The organism is Comamonas sp. MYb21, from assembly GCF_037479395.1.
In the GTDB taxonomy this organism is placed as follows: Bacteria; Pseudomonadota; Gammaproteobacteria; order Burkholderiales; family Burkholderiaceae_C; genus Comamonas.
The window spans coordinates 1-24,667 of record NZ_JBBGZC010000008.1 but is presented as its reverse complement, the minus strand read 5'-3'; the positions used below and the strand labels follow the sequence as shown (position 1 = coordinate 24,667).

Below are 24,667 nucleotides of genomic sequence, written 5' to 3'. Positions count from 1 at the left end.
GTCTCCTTACCTCAGACGTGCCAGGCGATACAGCAAAAACGAGCCAAACACCTCCAGGCCCGCTGCGGCAAAAATCATCTTCTGGCCGGTACCGTCGTTCCACATGCGCATGAAGTAACCCTGGTTCAGCAGCATGATCAAGGTGCCGACAATGATGGGCAGCAAGGCCAGCACCCAGGCGGACAGGCGCACCTCGGCCGACAGCGCATGGAGCTCGCGCTCGGCCGATTGGCGGTCGCGGATATAGGCGGACACACGTTCGAGCACCTGGTCCACCCGGCCGCCGTAGCGCGTGCTCATGCGGAAGACGGCAGCGAGCAGCCCGAACTCGGCCAGTTTCCAGGTACGCTCCAGCTGGGTCATCGCCTGGCCCAGGTCGGGCGAGACGCTGAGGGACGCATTGACATGCTGCAAGGCACTGCCCAGCGGCTCGGGCACATTGCCGCTGGCAAACTGGAAGGCGGCGTGGGGCGAGTTGCCGATGGAGATCAGGCGCACCATATTGTCCAGAAAGCCTGGCAGCAGCGAGAGCATCTTGGCGCGGCGCTTGCTCACCCGGTGCCAGATGCCAAACCAGGTCAGCAGCGCATAGACGGCCAGCACCATCAGACCCAGCAAAGCACCTGCTTGCAGTGCCACCAGAAACGCGAGTAACAGCCCCAGCCCGGCGATCATGACCAGGCCGCGCGGGCTGATGCCCCAGGCGCCATAGCCCAGATGGTCATACAACCATTGCCGCGCCGAGGCCGAGGGCGTGAGCGCAGCAGGCAAGGCTGCAGAAGCTCTGGGGTCGGCTGCCATGCCGGGCATCGGTGTGGCGGCTGAGGGGGCAAGCAGATCGCGCTGGATATCGCGGCTGCGCTGCATATGGCCGGTAATCGATTGCCGGGCCTGCTGCTGGCGCGCACGGGAGAACAGCCACAGCGCCAGGGCCAGCAGCGCGCAGGCGAGGGCGGCGATGACCAGGACGGCGGGATGGAGGTTCATCGTGGTCCTCCGCTGTTGCCGGCCTGCTGCTGGCCCCGCCACCAGGCCAGCAATTTGGGCGAATGCGGCGAGATGCCCATGGAGACCCACTGGTCCTGTTCCTGGCCGTCGGGGCCGGTCTGGGCCTCGTAGCGGTAGAGCTCCTGGGTGGAGATCATGTTGTCCGTCATGCCAGTCACCTCGGTCAGTGACAGCAGGCGCCGGCGGCCGTTGGAGAGGCGGCCGATCTGCACGATAAAGTCCACCGCATTGGCAATCTGGCGGCGCAGGCTCACTTCGCTGCCCTGAAAGCCGGCAAAGCCGGCCAGCATCTCGGCGCGGTAGAGGCATTCGCGCGGCGAGCTGGCATGGATGGTGCCCATCGAGCCATCGTGGCCGGTGTTCATCGCCTGCAGCAGCTCCAGCACTTCACCGCTGCGCACTTCGCCCACGATGATGCGGTCGGGCCGCATGCGCAGGCTGTTGACCAGCAGGTCGCGGATGCTCACATGGCCCGAGCCATCGAAGCTGCCCGGGCGGCTCTCCAGCCGCACCACATGGCTGTGGTTGAGGGCGAGCTCGGCGGTGTCCTCGATGGTCACAATGCGCTCGTTGCTCGGGATAAAGCTGGCCAGGGCGTTGAGCAAGGAGGTCTTGCCCGAGCTGGTGCCGCCGCTCACCAGGATGTTGCAGCGGGCCTTGACGGCCATCTCCAGAATGCGGCAGATGTCTTCGCTGAAGCTGCCCAGCTCGACCAGGTCTTTGGGCGTGAGCGGGTCCTTGCGGAACTTGCGGATCGAGACCGTGGGGCCGTCGATGGCCAGTGGGCCGATGATTACATTGATGCGGCCGCCATCGGGCAGGCGGGCATCGACCATGGGGCTGGATTCGTCCAGGCGCCGCCCCAGCGGCGCCAGAATACGCCGCACGATGCGCAGCACATGCTCGTCGTCCTTGAAGTGCGAGGCCTCGCGCTCGAGCATGCCGCCGCGCGAGACATAGATGTCGCGGTAGCCATTGATGAGGATGTCCTCGACGCGCGCATCTTCCAGGAGCGGCTGCAGCGGGCCCAGGCCGGTGAGCTCACGGCTGAGCGCCTCGGCCACCTGGCGGGCCTCTTGCTCATTGACTGGCACCGCATGCAGGCGGATAAAGCTGTCGAGCTCGAGCTTCACAAACTGCGCAATCGCCGCCTGGGACCAGCGGCCAAACTCCGCCCCCAGCTCCTCGATGCGGCTGAGCAGGTGCTCATAGGCATGGTTCTTGAGATCGGCAAGCAGCTGGGCATGCTGCAGGTTCTCGCTGGCAGCGGCGGCGGAGGTGGTGTAGTCCGTGGTCGTCATGGTGGTTTTCAGTGTCCGCGCAGGCGCTGGAGAAGGTGTTGCAAGGGACCGACCGCGCCGCTGCGGTGGCCCACACGCTGTGGATGGTGCGCGGCCAGCAGCTGGTCGGCGAGCTGGCCGACCGCCTTCACATAGGGCTCGCTGCGGCGCTGCGCCTGCAGCAGCAGGCCCCGGTTGACCTCCTGCATCAGTGACCGGCGGCGCTCGGGAATGCTGCCAAGCAAGGGCAGTTGCAACTGCGCCGCCATGTGGCTGGCCGCCAGCTCCAGCCGGCTGTCATGGCGGTTCACGATCAGCTCGATGCGCTCGGGCGCGATGCCGATGGCCTGCAGTTGCTGCAGGAGCTCGGCAGTCCAGACCACGCTGGCCACGCTCTGGTCGCAGACCAGCCAGATCTGGCTGGCCTGGGGCAGCACCTCGGCCATCACCGGCAGGGGCGTGTCGGCGCCCAGGTCCAGCACCAGGTGCTCAAAATACTGGCCCAGGCGCTGGACCAGCGCGTCGATCTCTCCGGCCGCTGGCAGCGCGGCATGGCGGGGCATGGTCAGCAGCCGCAGGCCGCTGGGGTGTCGCGACAGCGCGCTGGCCGCCATGCGCTTGTCCAGGCGCCGCTGCTGGCTGAGCGCATCGGCCAGGCTGAACTCGCCCGGGGTGTTGAGGTAGATGGCGCAATCTCCGCCCGAGGCGCCCATGTCCAGCAGCAAGGCATGCAAGCTCTGCGCATCGGCTGTGTGGCTGGCAGGCACAGCAGCCTTGCCGCTGCGCGCAGGGCTCAGGCCCTCTTGCAGATGCCAGGCCAGGTGCGATGCCAGCAGGCTGCAACCCAGGCCGGCACGCGCCGAGAGCAGCGCGGTGAGGGGCGCGGCATCGGCACGGCGCTGGTCTAAGGCCGCCGGGCGGGCCAGCAATTGGCTCACCACGCGCTGGGCCGGGTCCAGCGGTGCATCCAGATCCAGAAAATCCTGCACGCCAGCGCGCAATGCTGCCAGCAGGCATGGGGCGTCTTGTGCATGGCCAATCGCCAGGCGCGGGATATGCGGAAAGGCTTGCTGCAGCTGGGCCACCAGCGCCGTGGCGGCATCGACATTGGCGCTGTCGAACTGCACCAGCACCGCCTGGGGCTGCAGCTGCTGCACTTGCTCGGCCACCGTATACAGGCTGGGGGCGACATAGGGCTGGGCACCGCCCAGCAGCCGCTGCATCCAGACCAGCGCCAGCGCGCCTTGCGGCGCGGGCGCCTGCACCAGCAGCAGTGGCACGGTGGCCGGGCTGTCGCCTGCGGGGTTGGCGGTGGCAGGCACGGGGGTCAGTGAGGGCGGCACGGCGCGCAGGGCCGGGCGCTCGCTGGCATCTGCCGGCGCAGGCCGGACCTGCCCGGGCCTGGGGGTGAGCAGGTCGGCCAGCGAGGGGCTCTCGGGCGCGGAGCCTGCGCTGTGGGGGGCGAGCGAGTCCTTGTTCATGGCATCAGTACGAAAAGCCGGGCAGGGGGGAGTCGGCATAGGGCGCGCCCACGGCATACGGTGCCCAGACGCGGCCCGCATTGGGCAGCTCCTGCTGCGCGCCGGGCAGCAGCGCCTCCAGGTTGGTGCCGGCCGGCAGCGGCTGCACCAGGCGGGGCGTGACGATGATCACCAGCTCGGTCTCTTCCTGCGAGTAGTTCAGGTTCTTGAAGAAGGTGCCCAGGATGGGCAGGTCACCGAGCAAGGGCACCTTGTTGACATTGGACAGGGTCGAGCGGCTGACCAGCCCGCCAATGACAAAGCTCTCGCCATCGGCCAGCTCGACAAAGGTGTCGGCACGCCGGGTGCGCAGCGCGGGCACCGAGATGTCATTGATCGTCACGCCCTGGGTGTAGTCCAGGTCGCTCGCTTCGGGCGCCACCTTGAGGGCGATGCGTTCGTTGGACAGGATGGTTGGCGTCAGCTGCAGCTTGACGCCAAACTCCTTGTACTGGATGGAAATATTGTTGCTGCCGCCGCTGGGCACGGGGATCGGGATCTCGCCACCGGCCAGAAAGCTTGCGGTTTGGCCGCTGTGGGCCACCAAGGTGGGCTTGGCCAGCACGCGCGCCAGGCCATTGCCCTCCAAAAAACCCAGCTGCGCGGTAATGCCCCGGCCGCTGAAGGCCCGGCCAAAGCCAAGCACCAGGTTCATCGCGCTGGCGATGGCTGAGGTGCCCCCGTCGGTACCGCTGCCACTGCCACTGCCACTACCACTGCTGCCACTCGACGAGCCACTGCTGCTGCCATTGCTGCCCGGGGTGTAGACCCCAAACTGGAAGCCATGGTCATTGGCGCCGCCGCTGTTGAGCTGCACGCCCGCGCGCCGCATGGCCGACTTTTTGAACTCCACGACCTGCACATCGACCTGCACGGTATTGCTGCGCACATCCACCTGGGCGCGGTCGGTCAACGGCGTGCCTTTGGGCGCAGTGGCCGCCAGCTCTGCCGAGGCGCGCGCATGCTCGGGCAGAGACTGCAGGCGCCGCTCCAGCAAGAGGCGCGGGCCGCTGACCACAACGCTCCAGGTCTGCGGTTCGCCCTGGCTAGGCCAGACCATCAAGGTGGTGCTGCCAGCAGCCTTGGGCGTCAGCAGCAGCTCGGCCGGCCGGGCGGGGCGCGGGGTGGCAGCCTTGCCAGCGGCGGGATTGCCCGTTTGGGGCAATTCGCCCAGCACCTGCACATCCAGCACGGCAGGGTCGCCAATGGCGATGCGTGCAATCGCGATGCCAGGTTTGAACAGCTGCTGCTGGCCTTGCACCAGCGCCAAGGGTTGCGCGCTCAGGGCAGCGGTGGCCAGAGGCTGGGCCTGCACGGCCAAGGCGCTGGCCAGCAGCGGCAGCCAGGCGGCGGATGCGAGTGCGGTGGTTCTCATAGTCGGTTCCCTCGTCTGTCTCGTTCTGGTTCCGGGCCTTGCGGGCCCGTGTGCGCCTGTGTGGCGCGGTCAACCGGGGCTGACAACCCCGGCGCCGCCGTCAATAACGTACGGTCTGCACGCTCGCGCCTTGGTAGACCTCCAGCGTGCGTGGTGGCGCCAAGGGCGCGGCCGGCGCTGGCGCCCTGGCCTGCGTGACGGTGGCAGGGCGGCGCACTGGCTTGCTATCGGCGCCGGTTGCCAGGTCCTTGAAGCGCAGGCCGGCAAAGGAGCGGTCCATGTCCTGCAGTTGTTCGCCCTTGGCCAGCTTGCCTGCCACTGGCTGCAGCACCGTGGGCAGCGTCGCGAACAGCGCTGGATCGGGCACGCGGCTGTCATCGGGGTGGCGCAGTGCCAGGCTCAGCTGGCCGTATTTCTCGGCCAGGGTCAGGCGCTCCACATCCTGCAAAGGCACGGCCAGCACGGCGGTGGCGGCATTGCGCGCCGCCTGGGTATCCTGGGTATTGCGCCTGGCCGCATTGGCGCTGCTGCCGGTCTTGGCCGCCTCTTGCTCTTCCTGCTGGCGCTGGGCCTGGGTGAGTGGGGGGTTCTCCACACTGGCTGCGCCATAGGCCAGCACCCGGGTGCGCGCCAACAGCAGCCGGGTCTGGCTGTCCACCTCGGCCGCGTCGGTCTTGCCGTCCAGCGTAAAGAACACATCTACAAAATCGCCGGGTCGCACATGGTGGCCGGCGGCCATGGCCTCGCGGATACCGACAGACACCGCGCGTTGGCCGGGCTCGACCTGCAAGGCCAAGCCGCTGATCAGCTGCTGCTCAAAGAGCGGTGCATCGGCCACCAACGCCATCGTGGTCGTGCGGCCCAGCAGTGCATCGGTGTTGGAGAAGCTGGAGGCCACGGCGACTGGCAGCTGGGCGATCTTGAGGTCGTCTGCCACCAGGCGCTGGCCTGCCGCAATGGACTTGGCTGCGACCACGACGGCATGGGTGGGCGCTGGCTTGCCGGCATCACCGCTGCTGGCATCTGCTATTGGCGTAGTGGGCCGGTTGGCTGATTGGCGGCCCAGCAGCAAGGCGCCCAGGCCCAGGGCCAAGGCAAGGACCAGCAGCAGGCCGGCCAGTATCTTGGTGAGGTTCATGGTCGAGGGCTCCTAGAAGTTGACAGCTGCATATGCTTTGCTGTCGCGGCAGCGTGTGCGGCCCAGGGGGCGACAGCAAAGCACATGGAATATGGAAAGAGGTGGAGGGACATCGCTGTCATCCTTTAGCCGGTGATGGGGCCTGCATTGCGCATCAACAGCACGATGGCGACCAGGGCCATATAGCCTGCATAGGGGATGCTGCGCGCGGGGCCCGATGAGCGGCTGGGTGCAGCGGTATCCGTTCCAGTTGCAGTAGCGGGTTGCAACAGCGGCGCCCAACGCAAGGGCAGCTTGGCCTGCAGCAGAGCCCCTTGGGGGCTGCGCACCAGGTTGCGCCATGCCAGCACCGCCATGCCATGCAGACCGGCCAGCACGCTGGCGCCGAGCCAGATCACCAGCAGATGGGCAGACAGACCAAACCAGAGCCCAGCCACCGCCGCAAACTTGACATCGCCCGCGCCCATCCAACGGATGGCATAGAGCGGCAGCAAGGCGGCAAAGGCCACCGCCATCCCCGTCAGGCCTTGCCAGGCCAGCAGGTCGAACGGTTGTGCACCTCCGAACAGTGCTGCCAGGCCGGTCGCCAGGCCCAGCAGCACCATCCAGTTGCGCACCTTGCGGCTGCGCAGGTCCATCACTGCTATGGCGATAAGCCATAGCAGCAGGATCCAGGTGAAGGCAGCGGATGCCATCTCTGTGCGCTTAAGCAGGTACCAGCGCAGCCAGCTTGTCACCGATCAGATCAAATAGATTGCTCAAATTGGTACCCATGGTGGTAAGCACCCCGATGATCGCCACCGCAATCAGCCCCGCAATCAATCCATACTCAATGGCGGTCGCGCCTTCTTCATCGTTCCAGAAGTTCTTGATGATGTTGGTCATGATGCTCTCCATTTACATAGCCCAGCTGAAAAACAGTGGCAGGCGTGGGCAAGCGCCTGTCGCTGTGGAAACCGGTACCTCTTACCAGCGCAGAGCGCGCGGCGCACCAGGGCCTTGCGGCTGGCTGAGCAGCAGCGTGTCCCATCGGTGGTCCAGGCGCAGCGGCAGGTGCTGCGCAGTCAAAACAGGGGCAGAGGTATACGTTGTTCCAGGCCGGGCGGGGGCTGCGCGGCTGCCAGCCAGTGGCGCGGGGCCAGGGCCGGTAAAGGGGCGCTGCGCAGCGGCAGGCGCGGGGGCATTCGCAGAGCGCTGGGCAAAGAGCTGGTCCAGCCAGTGCTCGGGCAAGTCGCGGGGCAGCAACTGGCCGGTGGTGCGGGTCAGGCGCAATTCATTGATGCGCTGGTCATACATGGCGTCGGCGGCGTCCAGCATCAGGCGCTGTACGTCGAGCTGGGCATCGAGCACCTGCGAGAGGTTACCCCGGCCCACTTCCAACAGGCGCCGGTAGCCCTCAAAGGCAGCACTGGCTTCGCGCACGGCATCGCGCAGCTGGGCCTCGCGGGCGCGGCCTGCCTGCCAGCGGCCCCAGGCGGACGACGCAGCCTCATGCACCTGGCGGCGCACGGCCTCTTGCTGGGCTTGCTGGGCCTGCAGCTCGCTGATGGCCTTGAGGATGCGGTCGCGCAGCTCAAAGCCATTGCCAAAGTTCCAGTTCAGCTCCACACCGTAGCGCGTGCCTTCGGTGTAGAGCACGCTCTTGGGATCGCGCGTGTGCGAGACCACCGCAGCCACCGTGGGCCAGCGCTGGGCCTTGCTGCGCTCGACCTCGGCCTGGGCGCGCTCGATCAGGTGGCCGATCTCGCGCAGCTCGGCGCTTTGGTCCTCGGCGGCCAGCAGCGCCGCTTGCTCATTGGTCGGCACCCAGAAGCTGGGCACCTGGGGCTCGGGCAGCCAGGACAGGCTGGGGATGTAGTTGAAGTAGCGGGTAAAGCGGGCCTGCGCATCGATGCGCTGGGCCTCCAGCGCATTTTGCTGGGCCAGTGCGCTGGCGCGGCGCGATGCAGCCTGGCGCAGGTCATTGCGGCCGACAGCGCCCAACTCGGCGCGACGCTCTTCCACCCGGGCCAACTGGCCGATGATCTCAGCCGACTCGGAGGCAATGCGGGCCTTGGTTTGGAAGCGATGCAGCTCCAGCAAGGCCGACAGCGCATCGAGCAGCACATTCTGGCGCGTGGTGTAGAGGGCGCTGCCTTGCGCCGCTTCCATGGCCTGGGCCGAATCGATGCCGGCGCTGATGGCGCCGCCATCGAGCAGGTTCATGCGCACCTCGGCGTTCACTGCCGTGTACGAGCTGCGCCTCCCGCCCTGGGGCAGGGCCGCATTGCCGGCCGAGGTGCCCAGTTTGAAGCTGGGCCAGCGCGCGCCCTCAGCCGTGTGGGTGTCGTAGCCTGCTGATTCCACGGCGGCACGTGCCTTGCGCACATCGGGGTGGTCCCTCAGCATCGTGTAGAGCGCTGTGAGCAGCTGCTGCTGGGACGCGTTGCCCGCGAGTGTGCCGGGCATCAGCTTGGGTGCCAGCTGCAAGGCGGCGGCAGGTGCCGTGCTGGCGGGAATGACAGGGGCGGCCGGCGTGGGAGCAGCCATTTCTGCGCTCGCGGTGGGCGCGTTGCTGCTGGCAAGCGCAGGCGCGCTATCGCGGCTTTCTGGCGCAGCTTCGGCCATCTGCACGCGCAGCGGCATCTCCAGCACCGGCGTGGCATCGGACTGGCTGGCCTCCTGCGCCGGCACGGTGCCATCGGAGAAGCCCTGCGCCTGCAGATCGCTGCTCGCCCAGGCCATGGTGAGCGCGCAGACAATCCCCCAGACCGAGGCGCCCTGCGGCTCGGCGCGCCCGGGGCAAGCCAGGCGCGGCTGGGCCGCCAGGTAGCGCGCTGGCAGGCTGGCCGCCTGGCCAAGCGGCATGCTGCTAAGGGGTGCGGGGGCAAAGAGGCGCATCGCTCAAGGCTCCCGGAAAGCTTCGCTCTGGATATGCAGCACGGGGCGCAGCAAATACCAGATAAAGGGCTCACGGCCCAGCAACAGATCGAGCTCGGCCTGCATGCCGGTGGTGATGCGGTTGTCCTTGCGGCCGACCCAGGGCTGGGCCAGGCTGGCCTGGATGCGGAAATACGAGGGCGCATCAGGCACGTTCGGGTCGTGGTCGGCGTCGGCCGAGACCAGGGTGACCTTGCCGGGCACAAAGCCATAGCGCAGGTAGTCATAGGCGCTGACCTTGGCCTTGGTTTCCTGGCCTGCGCGCACATAGCCCCGGTCGGCCGGGTTCAGGCGGGCTTCGACGATGACCTCATCTTTGTCGGGCACGACTTCCAAGATCGCCTCGCCAGGCTTGACCACCCAGCCGGCGCCCGAGCTGCGCAGCCCTTTGACGACGCCATCGGTCGGGGCCAGCACCACCGTGCGGCTGCGCTGGTTGCGGGCGCGGGACAGGTCTTCGCTCAGGCTGAGCAGTTCGCGCTCGGTCTGGGCCAGCTCTTCGGAGGCTCGGCGGCGGAACGCGCCCTGGGTCTCCAGAATCTTGGCCTGGGCCTGCTCGACCTTGGCGCGGTTGCTGACCAGGCTTTGCACGGCGGCGGCCAGATCGGTGCGCACCAGGGTCAGGGCACGCTGCTTGTCCAGCACTTCGAGCTGGCCAATCAGCTGCTCAGCCGCCAGTTGCTGGGCAATGCCGGCCTCTTGCTCGTGCAAGGCCAGGCTGCTGCGCAGGCCGTCGATACGGGCCTGGCTTTGGGCCACATCGCCCCGGGCCTGCAGCAGCATGGCCTGGCTGGACGCGAGACTGCCCTGGTATTCCAGCGCCCGTGAGGAGAAGGCGCCCAGCTCGGCGCGCACAATCTTGTTCTCGAGCTCGCGCGGGAAATCCGTTGCCTTGAGCGCCAGGCCCTGGCTCTCGGCCGTGAGGCGCGTGCGGCTGGCCTGCGCGGTGGCGCTGCGGGCCGTCAACTGCTCCAGGTTCAGGCTGCTGCCGCCCAGGTCAATTTCGAGCAGCGGCTCGCCCTTGTGGACTTCCTGGCCTTCCTTGACATGGACGGTGGTAACGATGCCGCCTTCCAGATGCTGCACGGTCTGCACGCGGTCGGAGGGAATCACCTGGCCGCTGGCAACCACGACATTCTCCACCGGGTAGAACAGGCCCACCAGCACCAGCACGCCCAGGGCCGCCAGCACGATGCGGCGCTGGTTGCGGCCGGGCTGCGGCGTGCCGGGTAGCGCTGGCCGCTCCAGGTTTTGCAGCACCTGGGGCAGGTGGTGAAGGGAGCGGGCCGTCATGATGCCAACTCCTGGGCCTGCGCCGGGCCGGATGCGGCCGATGGCTTGGCGGCAGCCGCTGGCTTGCTGCTGACGCCAAAGAGCAGCGGCAGCATCTGCTCGGGCTGGCCCTGGTCCACCTGGCCGTCACCACGCACATGGTAGATATGCTGGGCAAGCGATGCGACGCGCAGCGAATGGGTGACGATGATGACCGTGTGCTTGGTCGCAATCTGGCGCAGGGTTTGCAGCAGCGCGGTTTCGCTCTCGAAATCCAGGTCGTTGCTGGGCTCGTCCAAGATCAGCACCGAGGGGTTGCGCAAGAACAGCTGGGCCAGGCCGAGCTTGCGCAGCTCGCCGGCCGACAGGCCCGCGCCGCCTTCGCCCAGGATGGTCTGGTAGCCCTGGGGCAGGCGGCTGATAAAGCTGTGCGCGCCCGACAGCTGGCAGGCTGCCAGAATCTGGCCGTCATCGGCATCGGGGCTGACCATGCGCAAGATATCGACAATGGGGCCGCTGAACCAGTAGGTTTGCTGGGCCAGGCAGCCCACCCAACGGCCCAGGTCATTGCGCGGGAACTGCGCCATGTCGTACTCGTCGATCGAGATCGTGCCCTGCGTGGGCTGGTACAGGCCGGCGAGCAGCTTGGCCAGGGTGGATTTGCCCGCGCCATTGCGGCCCAGGATCGCATGGATGCCGCCGGGGCCGATCTGCAGCGACACCTGGTCCAGCGCCAAGTGGCCTGAAGGGTACTGGAAGCTGGCCTGCTCCAAGCGAAACACGCCGCGCGGGCGGGGCAGCGCAATGCGCTGGCTCTCAGGCTCCAGCGGCTCTTCCAGTGCTTCTTGCAGGCGGGCTGTGGCTTCGTTGGCACGGGCGAGCGAACGCCAGTTGCTGGCCAGCTGGGCAATCGGGCCCAGGGCCTTGCCCGACAGCAGATTCACCGCCATCAGGCTGCCGATGCTCATCCACTGCGCATTGATGGCCAGCGCGCCCACGGTGATGACGGCGACCGAGAACAAGGTCAGCAGTACATGGCTGGTTTCCTTGGCGTTTTCCATCTCGCCGTTTTTGTCAAAGCTCTCGGCCAGCCAGCGGTCATAGCCCGATTGCCAGGCCTGCTGGGCCGCCGCGTCATAGCCGAGCACCTTGAGCGTGCCGCGCGCATTGCAGATCTCGGCCGTGCCCCGGTCGAGCTGGCGCGCCTGCTCGACTTCTTCGACCCGGCCACTGCGCACCTCATCGGCCCACCACCAGGCCAGCACGCCCAGCACGACCATGGCCACCACGATCACCGGCAGCACGGGCCAGGCGATGATGCCGATCACGATCAGCGCGAGCAGGGCCATTGGCAGATCCAGCACCGAGGAGGCCACGCCGCCCGAGATGCACGAGCGCATCGAGCCGACATCGCGAAACAGCTGCAACCACTGCGTGGCCGAGCGCTGCTCCAGGGTGAGCAGCGGGTGCGCCAGCATGGAGCGCATCAGGCTTTGTGAGACTTCGCGGTCGATCGTGGCGCCCGCTTCCCGCAGCGCACGGGCGCGCTTGCGGCGCAGGTACAGCTCGAGCGCCAGCATGCACAGCACGCCGGCCACCATGGCGGTGAGCGTGGCGGTGCCGCCGCGCGAGATGACACGGTTATAGACCTGCAGCAGGAAGATCGAGGGCAGCAGCCCCAGCAGGCTGATGGGCAGTGACAGCCAGACGGCCTGGTGCAAATGGCCTTTGGCATGGGCGAACGACGTCGCCATAGCAGCAGCGAACGGGCTGGCCGTCGCCGCTTCGGCCTCCTGGGCCTGCGCCGTGGCTTCGGTGCGTGACACCAAGGCGCGGGGTAGCAGGTACTCGATCATGTTGGTCTCTCCCAATTCCTCTCAGCGATCCACTGTTGCGCTGCACAAATACACTATTTATTTATTGGTTTTTCTTATTAACTCGGAAACTCGACTGCGGTTTAGTCCGCCATTTCTTGTAATTTACTTTGATTTTTATCAAACATAGCGCGGATCGGTGATGGTAAGAAATTGTATTTTTTTATGACAAATGTCTCCCGCCCAGATACTAAATATAGGGGTTGTATAAATATTGGCAGAGCGGGAGTCTTAAAGCTTTTTTCTATGTAAATGTTCAACAAATTGTGGGTATTTGCTAATCAAAAATTAATTAATTGCGGAACAGCAATATGGTGAATCCACTGGTAAATACGCCAGCTGTTGGCCTGTAAAGGGTCTGCGCCCGTAAATGGCTCAATAAAAGCGGCTTGCTCTCGCGCATCGGGCGCCATAAACATGGCCGCTTCGGGGTGGAGGTATTGCGGCAGCTGGGCTTGCAAGGTTTTGCGCAGCGCAGCCAGCCAGCTGCAGCTTTGCAGGTGGCTGCGGGCCTGGGCCAAGCCCGGTTGCAGGGCCAGCTCGGCCACTGCCACCACAGACCAATCGGGCTGCGCCGAGGAGGCGCCCCCATGGGCCAGCAGGTGCCACTGCAGCCAGTGCCGGGTCAGCGCTTCGAGCGCAGCCATCTCAGGCGTGGCCATGCTGGTGGTACTGGTGCTGCTGCCTAGGGCGGCGCCGGGTGGGGGGGCTGGCGCATCGCTGGGCGCTGCGACCGCAGTGGATGCGCAGCCCAGCGCACTCATGCCATCGGCATAGGCGGCCAGCGCCACCAGGCGCCAGGCAGGCGCCAATGCGGCCGGTTTGGGCGTGGGCAGTGGCGGCTGCAAGTCGCTGTGCGCGGTCTGGCCCTTGCCGGGGGCCAGGCGCTGGGCCAGTTCGGCCATGACTGGCAGCACGGCGTCCAGCGGCTCGCTGCGCTGGCTTTGTGCATAGCGGGCCAGTACCAGCAGGCACAGCGCGTGGTGCAAGCGCTGCGTCCCTTCTGCCTGGTGGATCTCGATCTGCTGGCACAGCTGCAGCGCAGCACGGCCCAGCAGTTGGGACAGGCCGCGCTGCTGGGGGGGCGCCTGGCCCGTCTGTTGCTGGCAGTGCTGCTGCACCAGCAGCAGTGCATAGATGCGCGCGCAAAAGGCCTCCAGGCGCTCGTTGCTCCAGGGGCTGTTTGCCGGCTCGGGCACGGCCAGCGCCTGCAGCATCGCGATGCTGGCCTCGCTCTGGGGCAAGGCGGCGCCGCTGGCCTGCAACGGGGGCAGGTCAGCGCGCGGCAGCTGCGTCAAATAACCTTCGCTGTTGACAAACAGGCCTTGCAGATGCAGCAGCCAGTACGCACGGGGCAGGCGTTCCGGCTGCTCGCCCATGCCGGGCAGCCATGCGCTCGGTGCCGGGGCCGTGCTGGACCAACGCTGGGGCGGCACCAGTTGCACCTGCTCCAGGCTCTCGTCGGCCAGCGCCCAGGCCGAAACCGCCGGGCGCGGGCTAGCCGGTGCAGCACCGCCTTGCAGCGCACTGATATGCGAGGGCCAGTCAATGCGCAGCTCCAGGCAGTCGAGGCTGCGGCTCCAGGCCCATTGCCGCACCTGGGTGGTGCCGGCGCGCCAGGCCGCCTCCAGCGTGGCGCGGCGCACATAGAAGGTCGCCACAGGCTCTCCTGGTGTCGCCACGCTCAGCAGCAAGATGCAGTCGCCAAACGGCTCGGGCAGGGGGCTGGTGCGGGTTTTCAAATAGTCCAGGCCCAGGCCCAGTTGCTGGACCAGGCTGGGCTGTTTGCTCCAGCGGTGGGGTGCTTGGTGCGCCAACACATGTCCTCCAGGGGCTGAGACAAGGGAAGCGGCATGGCGATGCAGGGCGCCATGCCTTGCCAGGGCATGGGGCACTCAGCGGTATTCGAACTCGACCCGGCGGTTGCGCTGGTGGGCCTCTTCGCTGCTGCCGGTATCGGCCAGGCGTTCCTTGCCATAGCTCACGGCCTCGACACGGGCGGGGTCCACCCCCAGGGTCTGCAAGCTGCTGCGCACCGACTCGGCCCGTTTTTGGCCCAGCGCCAGGTTGTATTCGATGCCGCCGCGTGCATCGGTGTGGCCCTGCAAGGTCAGCGACTGGCCAGGGTGGCTGCGCATCCAGCGTGCATGGCTCTCCAGCACGGGGCGGTCAGCCGGGCGCACGGTGTAGGAGTCAAAGTCGAAATACACGGTATGGGCCGTATCGGCCGGCCCTTTGTTGCCCGGCTGTGCGGTGGCCACGACCGGCGCCACGCCCGATTGGGCGGGCTCGGCCGCAGGTTTGGACAGTGCGTAATGGTGCTCCTCACGTTTGGAGGTGGTGGAGCTGCTGCCGCAGGCTGCCAGGCCCAGGGCCAGAGCGGCGGCGACAGAAAGAGGGAGAAGTTTGAACATGGCAATCCTTGATGGGGCCCCGCGCTTGCCTGGAAACCAGGCAAGCGCTGCAGACCCATGGGGATGGAAGCGGGTCACTGATCAGCGCAGGGCGCGCTGTGCATCAGGCCAGTTGGTGGTGCAGCAGGTCTTGCGGCAGCACGCTGTGTGCATCGCCGCTGGCCACACTGCTGATGGCAGTAGCCACCGGCTGCAGCGCGCTGCCGGCCGTGCTGGCCACGAAGTGCGGCGCTGCCGTGCCGCCCAGCAAGCCACCCAGCCCGCCGCTGCCGCCCAGCAGACCCCCTACGAGGCCGTGCTCACCGGTGATGCCCGAGAGCAGACCGGTGCTGCCGCCGAGCAGGCCGCCGACCACGCCGCTGTCACCCAGCAAGCCGCTGACCAGGCCCGTGTTGCCGGTCAGGCCGCCCAGCAGCCCCCCCGTTGCGCCGCTGCTGCCCAGCACGCTGCCCAGTACGCCCTGGTCACCGAGCAGGCCGTCCACCACACCGCCCAGGCCCGCTGCTGCGCCGCCCGAGGTGGTGCCACTCAGCCCGGCCAGGACATCGTGTACGGCCGAGACCACCGGCTCCAGTGCCTGACCCGTCTCCTGCGTCAGGCCATTGACCGCCGAGGTCACGACGCCCAAGGGGCCGCTGCTGGTGCTGGTCAGGTTGTCGACCACACTCGTCACCGGTGCCAGTACGCCGCTTTGCGGATCCAGCAAGGTATCGACCACCGCGTTGACCGGCGCTGCGACGGTGCCGCCGACCAGATCACCGACCAGATTCTGCGCCGTGGTCACAACACCGCTGCCATCGGCGCCGCCGGAGCCATTGCCCAGCAATCCGCCCAGCAAGCCGCCGTCACCGGTCAGGCCACCGAGCAGTCCGCCTTCGCCAGTGATGCCACCCAGCAAGCCGCCATTGCCGCTGATGACGCCACCCAGCAGACCACCGTCACCAGTCAGACCGCCGAGCAGGCCAGCTTCGCCGGTGATGCCGCCCAACAGGCCGCCATTGCCGCCGACGACGCCGCCCAGCAGACCACCGTCACCGGTCAGGCCACCCAGCAGGCCGCCTTCTCCCGTCAATCCGCCCAGCAAGCCGCCGACCGCACCACCGGAGGTGCCGCCGCTCAGGCCCGCAATGACATCGTGCACGGCAGAGACGACCGGCTCCAGCGCCTGGCCAGGCACTTGGGTTAGGCCATTGGCCACCGAGGTCACGACGCCCAAGGGGCCGCTGCCGCTCTGGGTCAGACCTTCGACAATGCTGGTCACTGGCGCCAATACGCCGCTTTGTGGATCCAGCAGGGTATCGACCACCGCATTGACCGGCGCTGCGACGGTGCCGCCAACTAGGTCACCCACCAGGTTCTGTGCCGTAGTGACTACACCGCTGCCATCGGCCCCGCCGGAGCCGGAGCCCAGCAATCCGCCGAGCAGACCACCGTCACCGGTCAGCCCGCCGAGCAGTCCGCCTTCGCCGGTGATGCCACCCAGCAAGCCGCCATTGCCGCCGACCACGCCGCCCAGCAGACCGCCTTCACCAGTCAGACCGCCGAGCAGACCGCCTTCGCCGGTGAGGCCACCCAGCAAGCCGCCATTGCCGCCGACAACGCCGCCGAGCAGACCGCCTTCACCGGTCAGACCGCCGAGCAGACCGCCTTCGCCGGTGAGGCCACCCAACAGGCCACCATTGCCGCCGATGACACCACCCAGCAGACCGCCGTCACCGGTCAGGCCACCCAACAGGCCTCCTTCACCAGTAAGGCCGCCGAGCAAGCCGCCGACTGCGCCACCGGATGCGCCGCCGCTCAGACCTGCGACAACATCGTGCACGGCAGAGACGACCGGCTCCAGCGCCTGGCCAGGCACCTGGGTCAGGCCATTGGCCACCGAGGTGACAGCGCCGAGCGGGCCGCTGCCGGTATGGGTGAGGCTTTCCACCACGCTGGTCACAGGGGCCAACGCGCCGCTTTGTGGATTGAGCAGGGTATCGACCACGGCATTGACCGGTGCTGCAGCCGTGCCGCCGACCAGGTCGCCCACCAGGTTCTGTGCCGTCGTCACTGCGCCGCTGCCATCGGTGCCGCCAGAGCCGGAGCCCAGCAGCCCGCCGAGCAGACCGCCGTCACCGGTCAGGCCTCCCAGCAGGCCGCCATTGCCGCCAACAACGCCGCCAAGCAGACCACCGTCGCCGGTCAAGCCGCCCAGCAGACCGCCTTCACCAGTGAGGCCTCCCAGCAGGCCGCCATTGCCGCCCACAAGGCCTCCCAGCACGCCGCCGACCACGGTACCAATCAGGCCGCCGCCCAGTCCGCCGCCGGCACCACCGTCGCCGATGCTGCCCAGGCCGGCAATCAGCTCGTTCAAGGTACCGATGACGGGTTGCAGCCCTTGGCCTTCCACCTGGGTGAGGCCGCTGACCAACTGGGTCAATACGCCCAGCGGGCCGCCTTCGACCGAGGTCAGGCCTTCGAGGACCGAAGTCACCGTGGCCAGGGTGCCCGTGCCGGGGTTGAGCAAGCTGTCGAGCAGCTGGCCCACTGGCTCGGCGACCGTGCCGCCGAGCAGGCCATCGACCACATCCTGCGCCGTGGTCACCAGGCCGCCATCGGTCGCGCCGCCACCAGGGACCAGGCCGCCCAGCACACCGCCGACGATGCTGCCGATCAAACCGCCGCCCAAGCCACCGCCCAGGCCGCCTTCACCGATGCTGCCCAGGCCGGCAATCAGCTCGTTCAAGGTGCCGATGACGGGCTGCAGGCCTTGGCCTTCGACCTGGGTCAGACCACTGACCAGCTCGGTCAGCACGCCCAGCGGGCCGCCTTCGACCGAGGTCAGGCCTTCGAGCACGGTGGTCACCGTGGCCAAGGTGCCCGTGTCGGGGTTAAGCAGACTATCGAGCAGCTGGCCGACCGGTTCGGCCACGGTGCCGCCCAGCAGGCCATCGACGACATCCTGCACCGTGGTGACCAGGCCGCCATCGGTGGCGCCGCCTCCGGGCACCAGACCGCCCAGCACGCCGCCCACGATGCTGCCGATGATGCCGCCGCCCAGGCCGCCTTCGCCCACATTGCCCAAGCCGACAATCAGCTCGTTCAAGGTGCCGATGACGGGCTGCAGCGCCTGGCCTTCGACCTGAGTCAGGCCACTGACCAGCTCGGTCAATACACCCAGCGGGCCGCCGTCTACCGAGGTCAGGCTTTCGAGCACCGAGGTGACGGTGGCGAGGGTGCCGCTGCCGGGGTTGAGCAGGCTGTCGAGCAGCTGGCCGACCGGCTCGGCCACGGTACCGCCCAGCAGGCCATCGACAACCTCTTGTACCGTCGTCACCAGACCGCCGTCGGTCGCGCCACCGCCAGGCACCAGACCGCCGAGGATGCTGTCGACGATGGAGCCGATCAGGCCGCCACCGATACCGCCTTCACCAATGCTGCCCAAGCCGGCAATCAGCTCGTTCAAGGTACCGATCAGCGGTTGCAGTGCCTGGCCGTCCACTTGGGTGAGGCCATTGACCAACTCGGTCAAAACACCCAGCGGGCCGCCTTCCACACTGGTCAGGCCTTCGAGCAAACCGGTCACGGTTGCAAGCGTGCCATCGCTGGGGTGCAGCAGGCTGTCGATCAGCTGGCCCACCGGCTCTGCCACGGTGCCGCCCAGCAAACCGTCCACCACTTCTTGCACCGTGGTCACGATGCCGGGGCCGTCCGTACCACCGGGAGGCGTGCCGGAGCCGCCGCCCAGCAAGCCGCCCAGCAGACCACCAACGCCCGCTAGCAGCTCACCCAGCGGGCTGTTCTCACCGAGCAGGCCGCCCAGCACCTGGTTCACCAGACCGGGAATGCCTTCGGTCGATGTGGGATCGCCCAGGCCTGCGATCAGCTGGTTGAGCGTGGAAACCAGCGGCTCCAGCCCTTGGTCCTGGATATTGACCAGGCCATCGACCAGCTCGGTCAGCACACCCAGAGGACCACCATTGGTGTTCGTCAACTGCTCCAGCACGCTGGTCACCACCGCGAGGGTTCCCGTCGATGGGTTGATCAGCGAATTGACCAGGTCCGTGACGGGCGCCACCAAGGTGCCACCGCCCAGCGCCCCCAGTACGTCCTCGACCGAGGTGATCAGCCCATGGCCGTCCGTCGGATCGGTGGGGTTGGTTGGATCCGTAGGGTTGGTCGGGTTGGTTGGATTCGTCGGATCCGTGGGGTTGGTTGGATTGGTTGGGTTCGTGGGGTCCGTTGGGTTAGTCGGATTGGTAGGGTTGGTCGGGTCCGTGGGGTTCGTCGGGTTGGTTGGATTGGTGGGATCCGTAGGGTTGGTCGGGTTCGTCGGATTGGTGGGATCCGTGGGGTTGGTTGGGTTGGTCGGGTTCGTAGGATTCGTCGGATTGGTAGGGTCCGTCGGATTCGTAGGGTTGGTGGGGTTCGTCGGATTGGTGGGATCCGTGGGATTGGTTGGATTGGTCGGGTTCGTAGGATCCGTCGGGTTGGTGGGGTTCGTAGGGTTGGTTGGATTCGTTGGATCCGTAGGATTGGTTGGATTGGTCGGGTTCGTAGGATCCGTCGGATTGGTCGGATTCGTTGGGTTAGTCGGGTTCGTTGGATTGGTGGGGTTGGTCGGGTTCGTTGGGTTCGTGGGATTGGTAGGGTTGGTCGGATCCGTGGGATTGGTCGGATTCGTTGGGTTGGTTGGGTTGGTTGGGTTGGTGGGATCGGTGGGGTTGGTCGGATCCGTAGGACTGGTGGGGTCCGTCGGGTTGGTAGGGTTGGTCGGATTGGTCGGATTGGTCGGATTGGTCGGATCCGTGGGGTTGGTAGGGTTCGTTGGATTGGTGGGGTTGATGGGCGGCGTGCGGTCGTCGTCGTCATCGCCGCTGTCCAGCGCCGCAGCGATCAGCGCGCCGCCACCAATGCCGACCAGGCCGGCGAGCAGAAAATCGCCCAAGGTGGAGCCACCGGCTTCGGCCGTTTCCTGGGTCACCACCAGGCCCAAGGCGTCGGTGTCGTCACCGGCAGGGGCTACATCGACCTTGCCCGAGGCGAGGTCCAGCGCCATCGCGCCTGTGCCGTCGGCGCCTGCCTGGTAGCCCAGCGTGGCCTCGGTGCCACCTGCAAATGTGCCCACCAGCTTCTGGCCACCGGCACCGCTGAACTGCGCCTGCGCGCTCCCATCGGCTGGCACGATGATCTTGTCGCCCACTTGCAAGGCCGTGCCTGCGGGGGCCGCCATCGTCTGGCCGTCACGCACGATCTGCACGCCGGCGCTGGCCTGGGATAGCGTGGCAGGGGTGCCTTTGGCCGATGCGGCCATCGCTGCGCCACTGCCGGTTTGGGATGCCATGCCGTGGGTGGCCAGTGCAGCAGCTGCGGTATTCGAGGGGAGGGCGGTGGAGGTGGTCATTTTCTCTGTCCTGTAGAAAATTGAAATATCAAACGCAAGGGCTCCGACTTGCCTCGCGAGGCTTATCTGGGCGGAGACTGTGCAACTTGCGTGCCATGGATTTGTTTTTTATCTGCGTTCATTTGGTATTTCATAAGTCATTGAAATTTATGAATAAATATATTTGCTTGCGGATGGATTGCAGTTTAAAAACTATGGTTTGATCTGGCGTTTAAGCAATGTCCAATGTTGTTCCCTCAGGCGTTACGTAACGTTCTGCGGTTATGGCGGAGCATTTCTGTAAATATTTGCTGCTTGGCGTATAAATAGGATTTAAATCATGATCCTGTGGTATCCATAAAAATTTACATAATGAATCGGGTGGCGGGCTCGCATACTATTTCTGCTGTCTCTTGCCGCATCCGTGTTTCTCCTGGTCACTGCGGCGCCGGCTTAAAGAAGCTGTTCAAAGAAATTCGTTGTATTTCCCCTGATTCCATGACTTTTAAAAAGCCATCTATGCGCATCGCGTCTCGTCACTTCTCTCCCCCTCTCTGGTTAAGGCAGGCACGGTTGCCAAAGTTGGTGGCTGCGCTGTGCGCAGGCGGTGCGGCTGTATTGCTGGCACTGCCTGCCCATGCCGCACGCGAAGTGGATGCGGTGGCCCAGCTGCTGGAGCAGGGCCAGACCGAGCAGGCGGCGGCGCAGGCCGACCAGTTTTTGCAGCTGAACCCCCAGGACGCCGAGATGCGCTTTTTGCGCGGCGTGATCGCCACCGAGCAAAAGCAGCAGACGCAGGCCATCCAGATCTTTTCGGCGCTGGCACGCGACTACCCGGCCATGCCCGAGCCCTACAACAACCTGGCCGTGCTGTATGCCGCCCAAGGCCAGGACCGCAAGGCCGTCGATGCGCTGGAGCAGGCCATCCGTGCCCAGCCCGGCTATGCCACCGCCTATGAAAACCTGGGTGATCTGTATGCGCGCATGGCCAGCCAGTCCTATGGCAAGGCCTTGGAGTTGGACAGCGCCCGCCAGGGCATTGCGCCCAAGCAGGCGCTGATCGCGCAGATTGCGCCGGGCAGGCATGGGGCTGCGGTGCCAGTGACAGCGGTGGCAGCAGCCGCGCCGCCCGCCCAGGGCTTGACCCCGGTGCAAGCTGCGGCTGCGGTACCTGCACCCGCACCTCCAACTGCACCCGAGCCTGTGCTGGCAGAGCGCATATCCTCGGCAACCCCGCTGCAGCTGGCCGCTGCAGAGGCGGCACGGTCATCGGCCAAGTCATCGGACAGGCCCGCAGCCAGTGCCGCCGCCAAAGCAAGCCCGGCGCCGGACGCCGCACCTGCCGCGACGGACTTGCAGACGCTGGATAGCTCCCCTGCCGCGGTGGAGGCCGCCGTGCAGGCCTGGGCCCAGGCCTGGGCCCAGCAAGACATGGATGCCTACCTGGCCGCCTATAGCCCCGCCTTCAAACCCGCCGATGGCAGCAGCCTGGCAGCGTGGAAGCAGTCACGCCGCCAGCGCATTGTGGGCAAGTCTGAGATCAGCGTGGCGCTCAGCGATGTGCAGGTGGCCGTTGACGGCGCCCGCGCCACGGCCCGCTTTGTGCAGGCCTATGCGGCAGGCGCGCTCAAGAGCAACTCCCGCAAGACCTTGGTGCTGCAGCCCGAGCAAGGGCAGTGGCGCATTGTGCGTGAGACCGTGGGGCGCTGACACCCCGTTTGAACAGAACAAGGCGCCTGCCCTTTTGGAGCAGGCGCCTTGGTTTTGAGGGTGCAAAGGGCCGTTACGCCAGGCGCTGCGGCTGCCGGGTACCTATAGCGCTTATGAGCGTGCCTGCGACAGGTTGGCGAAGCTCACCGCCGCGCTGATGGTGATCAGCAGCTGGCTGGCCACGCGGCAGTCGGTAACGGGCGCCTGCAGCGCGCCGCTGCTCCAGCGCTGGCGGCTGGCCTGCGTATGGGGCAGCTTGGGCCAGACCATGCGCTGGTAGCAGGTCTTGAACAGCGACTGCATGCCTGAGAAAAACTGGCTGCGCTGGGCATGGCTGGCAAACAGTGGTTTGCCGTGCTGCAAAGAGCATTCCATCAGCGCGGCCGACACCCAGGGCTCGGGGTGCAGCTTGCTGTGTTCCTCGTCCTGCGCCAGGGCCTGCAGCTGCTGCCAGGCGGCATGCAGCCATGGGCTGTCGCCGTCTGCAGCGGGGCTGCCAGTGGCAGCTTGCAGGTCCGAGGGCTGCTGCCCACTCTTTTGCAGGCTTTGCAAGGCCAGCTGGGCCCAGGGGGCGGTGGCACCTGCGCCGCGAGCGGCCTTGCCATGGAGCTGCTGCGACAGCAGGCCGATCAGGTCGCGCAGCGCGGTGGCGCAGCCGGCGCCCGGGTAGAGGTGGACATACTGCACCAGCACGATCAGGCTCATGGCCTTGAGCAGGTCGCTGCCGCATTCATGCAGGCTCCAGCGCTGCATCTGCTCGGCCTGGTAGGCAATGGCGCGGTGTATGGTCATCGACGCGCTTGGCGTCGGTGCGCTTTGGCGCTGGGTGAGCAGCAAGGCGTAGGTGATGCCCAGGTGGTCGACCAAGGTGCTGGCTTCGGGCCAGCTGCCGTCTTCGCTTTGGCTGCGGGCCAGCAGCTCCTGCGTGGCCTGGTAGATGGCCGAGGCCGCGCTGCCGTGGCTGCCCCGGGGTGCCGAGGGGTCGGGGCGGGGCAGGGTGCGCATCTCGCCGAGCGGGCTGATGTGCAGGCCTTCGAGCAGCAGTTGCCAGCGGCCCTGCGTGCTGGCGGGCACCGGATCGCTCAGCAGCTGCAGGCGGGCGAGCGAGCGCGTCATGCGGTGGCTGAGCAGGGCGAGCATCTCGGCGCGCTCCTGCGCGCTGTCGGCCAGGCTCCAGGACTGGCGCAGGTCGGACAGCGCATCCTGCGGGTCATCCCCGGGCAGCGGCAGCACGGCGGTCGCCCAGTCAATGCGCAGCTCCACGCCGGTGGCATTGAAGGCCCAGGCCCATTGGCGCATGCGCGCAGCGCCTTCCGTCCAGGCATCGGCAACGCTGGGCTGCTGGATGCTGAAGCTGGTGATGGGCAGGTTCTGCGCGGTGATGGTGAAGAACATCAGGCAGCCGTCATAGGGCTGGGGCAGATCCACCGCCTGCTGCGCCACAAAGCGGGCAGCCAGGCTCAGCTGGTGGGCCAGGCCGGGTGCGCAATGCACCTCCATGCACAGATGGCGCTCCTGCGCTTCGTCGAACAGCGTCTCGCAGACCTCTGGGCTGAGCAAGGGGGCGTTGTGGGTCATGTGCAGGTCTCCGGTCTGGGGGCTGGCCTCAAGGGCAAATGCCCAGGCCTTGTTTTTAAGAGTGCAACTCCTGTGCCAGCCTGCGAACCCGTTTTTGTTACATCTGTGAAATTTGGAAGTTTGTTGTTTTAAATGATTATTTTTAATTTCAGTAGCCTTTGGGTGCGGCGCAGGAGGCAGTTTTTCGGCCACTTGTTACGGAGGTGTTACGTAACGTTCTTGCTTTGTGCGGGGAGCGTTCCACCGCCCGGCAGCCGGCCGCTGGCGCAGGCAGGGTCTGTATAATCGGCCGGTTTTTGGCGCGCGCCAGGCGGGGCTTTTTCTGCCAACGGATGTGTGTACAGATACGCAAGATTTCTGGCTGTTTTCTGCGGCTTTGGTCCACTGCAACGAGAAAATCCCCCATGCAAAGTGCTTTCCCAGCGCGCTCTACCCTGCGATCCCTGGTGCCCGTCCTTTTTCACCAGCGCTGGGCGGCGGTCTGCGTAGGTGTGCTGATGGGGGGCGCAGCGCTGCAGGCGCAAGCCGCGCCCACGTCGCCTGCATCGCCTGCTGTGGCAGAAGTGAGCCAGTTGCTGCAGCAGGGCAAGGCAGCGCAAGCGGCCAAAGAGGCCGATGCCTACCTGCGCAAGCAGCCCGGCGATGTGGAAATGCGGTTTTTGCGCGGCGTGATCGCGACCGAGCAAAAGCAGCATGCGCAGGCGATCAAGATCTTCCAGGAGCTGACCCGCGATTACCCCGGCATGCCCGAGCCCTACAACAACCTGGCCGTGCTGTATGCCGCTGATGGCCAGGACCGCAAGGCCGCGCAGGCGCTGGAGCAATCGATGCGCACCAACCCCAGTTACACGACGGCGCATGAGAACCTGGGCGACCTCTACGCCCGCATGGCCAGCGATGCCTATGCCAAGGCGCTGCAGCTGGAAGGCGCGCCCAAGCAACAGGGCCCCCAACTGGCGCTGATCACGCAGATTGTTCCGGCCTCACTCGCCAATGGAAAGAACGCGCTGGTGCAGGCCCGAGCCGATGTGCCGCCCAAACCGCTGGCACCGCCGCCCCCGCCGCCACCACCTGCGCCTGCGCCGGTGCCAGCGCCCGCCCCAGCACCAACCCCGGTTGCCGCGCCCAAACCGCCTGCGCCTAGCCCTGCACCGGCTGTCATTGCCCAAGCGGCATCCACGCCGGCGCCGGCTCCCGCCAAGGCGGCCGCGGCG

The 24,667-nt window shown here is 66.6% G+C and carries 16 protein-coding genes; 2 read left to right on the top strand and 14 right to left on the bottom strand.

Features of this window, described 5'->3' with window-relative positions:
* Positions 1–6: 6 nt before the first annotated feature.
* From WH367_RS12825 to WH367_RS12765, 13 genes are all read right to left on the bottom strand, one after another.
* Positions 7–987: a type II secretion system F family protein gene (locus WH367_RS12825; protein WP_339536451.1), complete on the bottom strand. Its 981-nt coding sequence runs from the start codon at positions 985–987 to the stop codon at positions 7–9.
* Positions 984–2,309 carry a CpaF family protein gene (locus WH367_RS12820; RefSeq protein WP_339536450.1) on the bottom strand — a complete coding sequence of 442 codons (1,326 nt, stop codon included), beginning with the start codon at positions 2,307–2,309 and terminating at the stop codon, positions 984–986. Before WH367_RS12820 ends, WH367_RS12825 begins: the two co-directional genes overlap by 4 nt.
* Before the next feature lie 8 nt (positions 2,310–2,317).
* On the bottom strand, positions 2,318–3,769 hold the full coding sequence (locus WH367_RS12815) for an AAA family ATPase (protein ID WP_339536449.1): 1,452 nt from the start codon (positions 3,767–3,769) through the stop codon (positions 2,318–2,320).
* A 4-nt stretch (positions 3,770–3,773) separates the two neighbouring features.
* Positions 3,774–5,183, bottom strand: a complete 1,410-nt coding sequence (locus WH367_RS12810) for a type II and III secretion system protein family protein (protein ID WP_339536448.1) — start codon at positions 5,181–5,183, stop codon at positions 3,774–3,776.
* A gap of 100 nt (positions 5,184–5,283) precedes the next feature.
* Positions 5,284–6,321: a Flp pilus assembly protein CpaB gene (gene cpaB / locus WH367_RS12805; RefSeq protein WP_339536447.1), complete on the bottom strand. Its 1,038-nt coding sequence runs from the start codon at positions 6,319–6,321 to the stop codon at positions 5,284–5,286.
* A gap of 125 nt (positions 6,322–6,446) precedes the next feature.
* Entirely contained in the window at positions 6,447–7,016 is a 570-nt protein-coding gene (locus WH367_RS12800) for an A24 family peptidase (protein WP_339536446.1), read from the bottom strand.
* Positions 7,017–7,026: 10 nt separating this feature from the next.
* Positions 7,027–7,206 carry a Flp family type IVb pilin gene (locus WH367_RS12795; protein ID WP_339536445.1) on the bottom strand — a complete coding sequence of 60 codons (180 nt, stop codon included), beginning with the start codon at positions 7,204–7,206 and terminating at the stop codon, positions 7,027–7,029.
* 81 nt (positions 7,207–7,287) lie between these two features.
* Positions 7,288–9,201, bottom strand: coding sequence for a TolC family protein (locus WH367_RS12790; RefSeq protein WP_339536444.1), 1,914 nt, complete (start codon positions 9,199–9,201; stop codon positions 7,288–7,290).
* 3 nt (positions 9,202–9,204) lie between these two features.
* Entirely contained in the window at positions 9,205–10,533 is a 1,329-nt protein-coding gene (locus tag WH367_RS12785; protein ID WP_021028373.1) for an HlyD family type I secretion periplasmic adaptor subunit, read from the bottom strand.
* Positions 10,530–12,368 (bottom strand): peptidase domain-containing ABC transporter, encoded by a 1,839-nt coding sequence (locus tag WH367_RS12780; RefSeq protein ID WP_339536443.1) that lies wholly within the window; start codon positions 12,366–12,368, stop codon positions 10,530–10,532. The genes WH367_RS12785 and WH367_RS12780 overlap by 4 nt, the downstream gene beginning before the upstream one ends.
* 299 nt (positions 12,369–12,667) lie before the next feature.
* A complete protein-coding gene (locus tag WH367_RS12775) occupies positions 12,668–14,206 on the bottom strand; it encodes a hypothetical protein (protein ID WP_339536442.1) in 1,539 nt (512 codons plus the stop codon).
* A 75-nt stretch (positions 14,207–14,281) separates the two neighbouring features.
* Positions 14,282–14,800, bottom strand: a complete 519-nt coding sequence (locus WH367_RS12770) for an OmpA family protein (protein WP_021028371.1) — start codon at positions 14,798–14,800, stop codon at positions 14,282–14,284.
* A 103-nt stretch (positions 14,801–14,903) separates the two neighbouring features.
* Entirely contained in the window at positions 14,904–20,186 is a 5,283-nt protein-coding gene (locus tag WH367_RS12765) for a hypothetical protein (RefSeq protein ID WP_339536441.1), read from the bottom strand.
* A gap of 552 nt (positions 20,187–20,738) precedes the next feature.
* On the opposite strand from WH367_RS12765, the gene WH367_RS12760 reads away from it, so the two are divergent.
* A complete protein-coding gene (locus WH367_RS12760; protein ID WP_339536440.1) occupies positions 20,739–21,875 on the top strand; it encodes a L,D-transpeptidase Cds6 family protein in 1,137 nt (378 codons plus the stop codon).
* Positions 21,876–21,986: 111 nt separating this feature from the next.
* Here the strand turns inward: WH367_RS12760 and WH367_RS12755 are convergent, their stop codons facing one another.
* Positions 21,987–23,453, bottom strand: coding sequence for a hypothetical protein (locus tag WH367_RS12755; protein WP_339518546.1), 1,467 nt, complete (start codon positions 23,451–23,453; stop codon positions 21,987–21,989).
* Positions 23,454–23,857: 404 nt separating this feature from the next.
* Between WH367_RS12755 and WH367_RS12750 the strand changes: the two genes are divergently transcribed.
* On the top strand, positions 23,858–24,667 hold an 810-nt coding region (locus tag WH367_RS12750), incomplete at its 3' end, for a tetratricopeptide repeat protein (protein ID WP_339536439.1).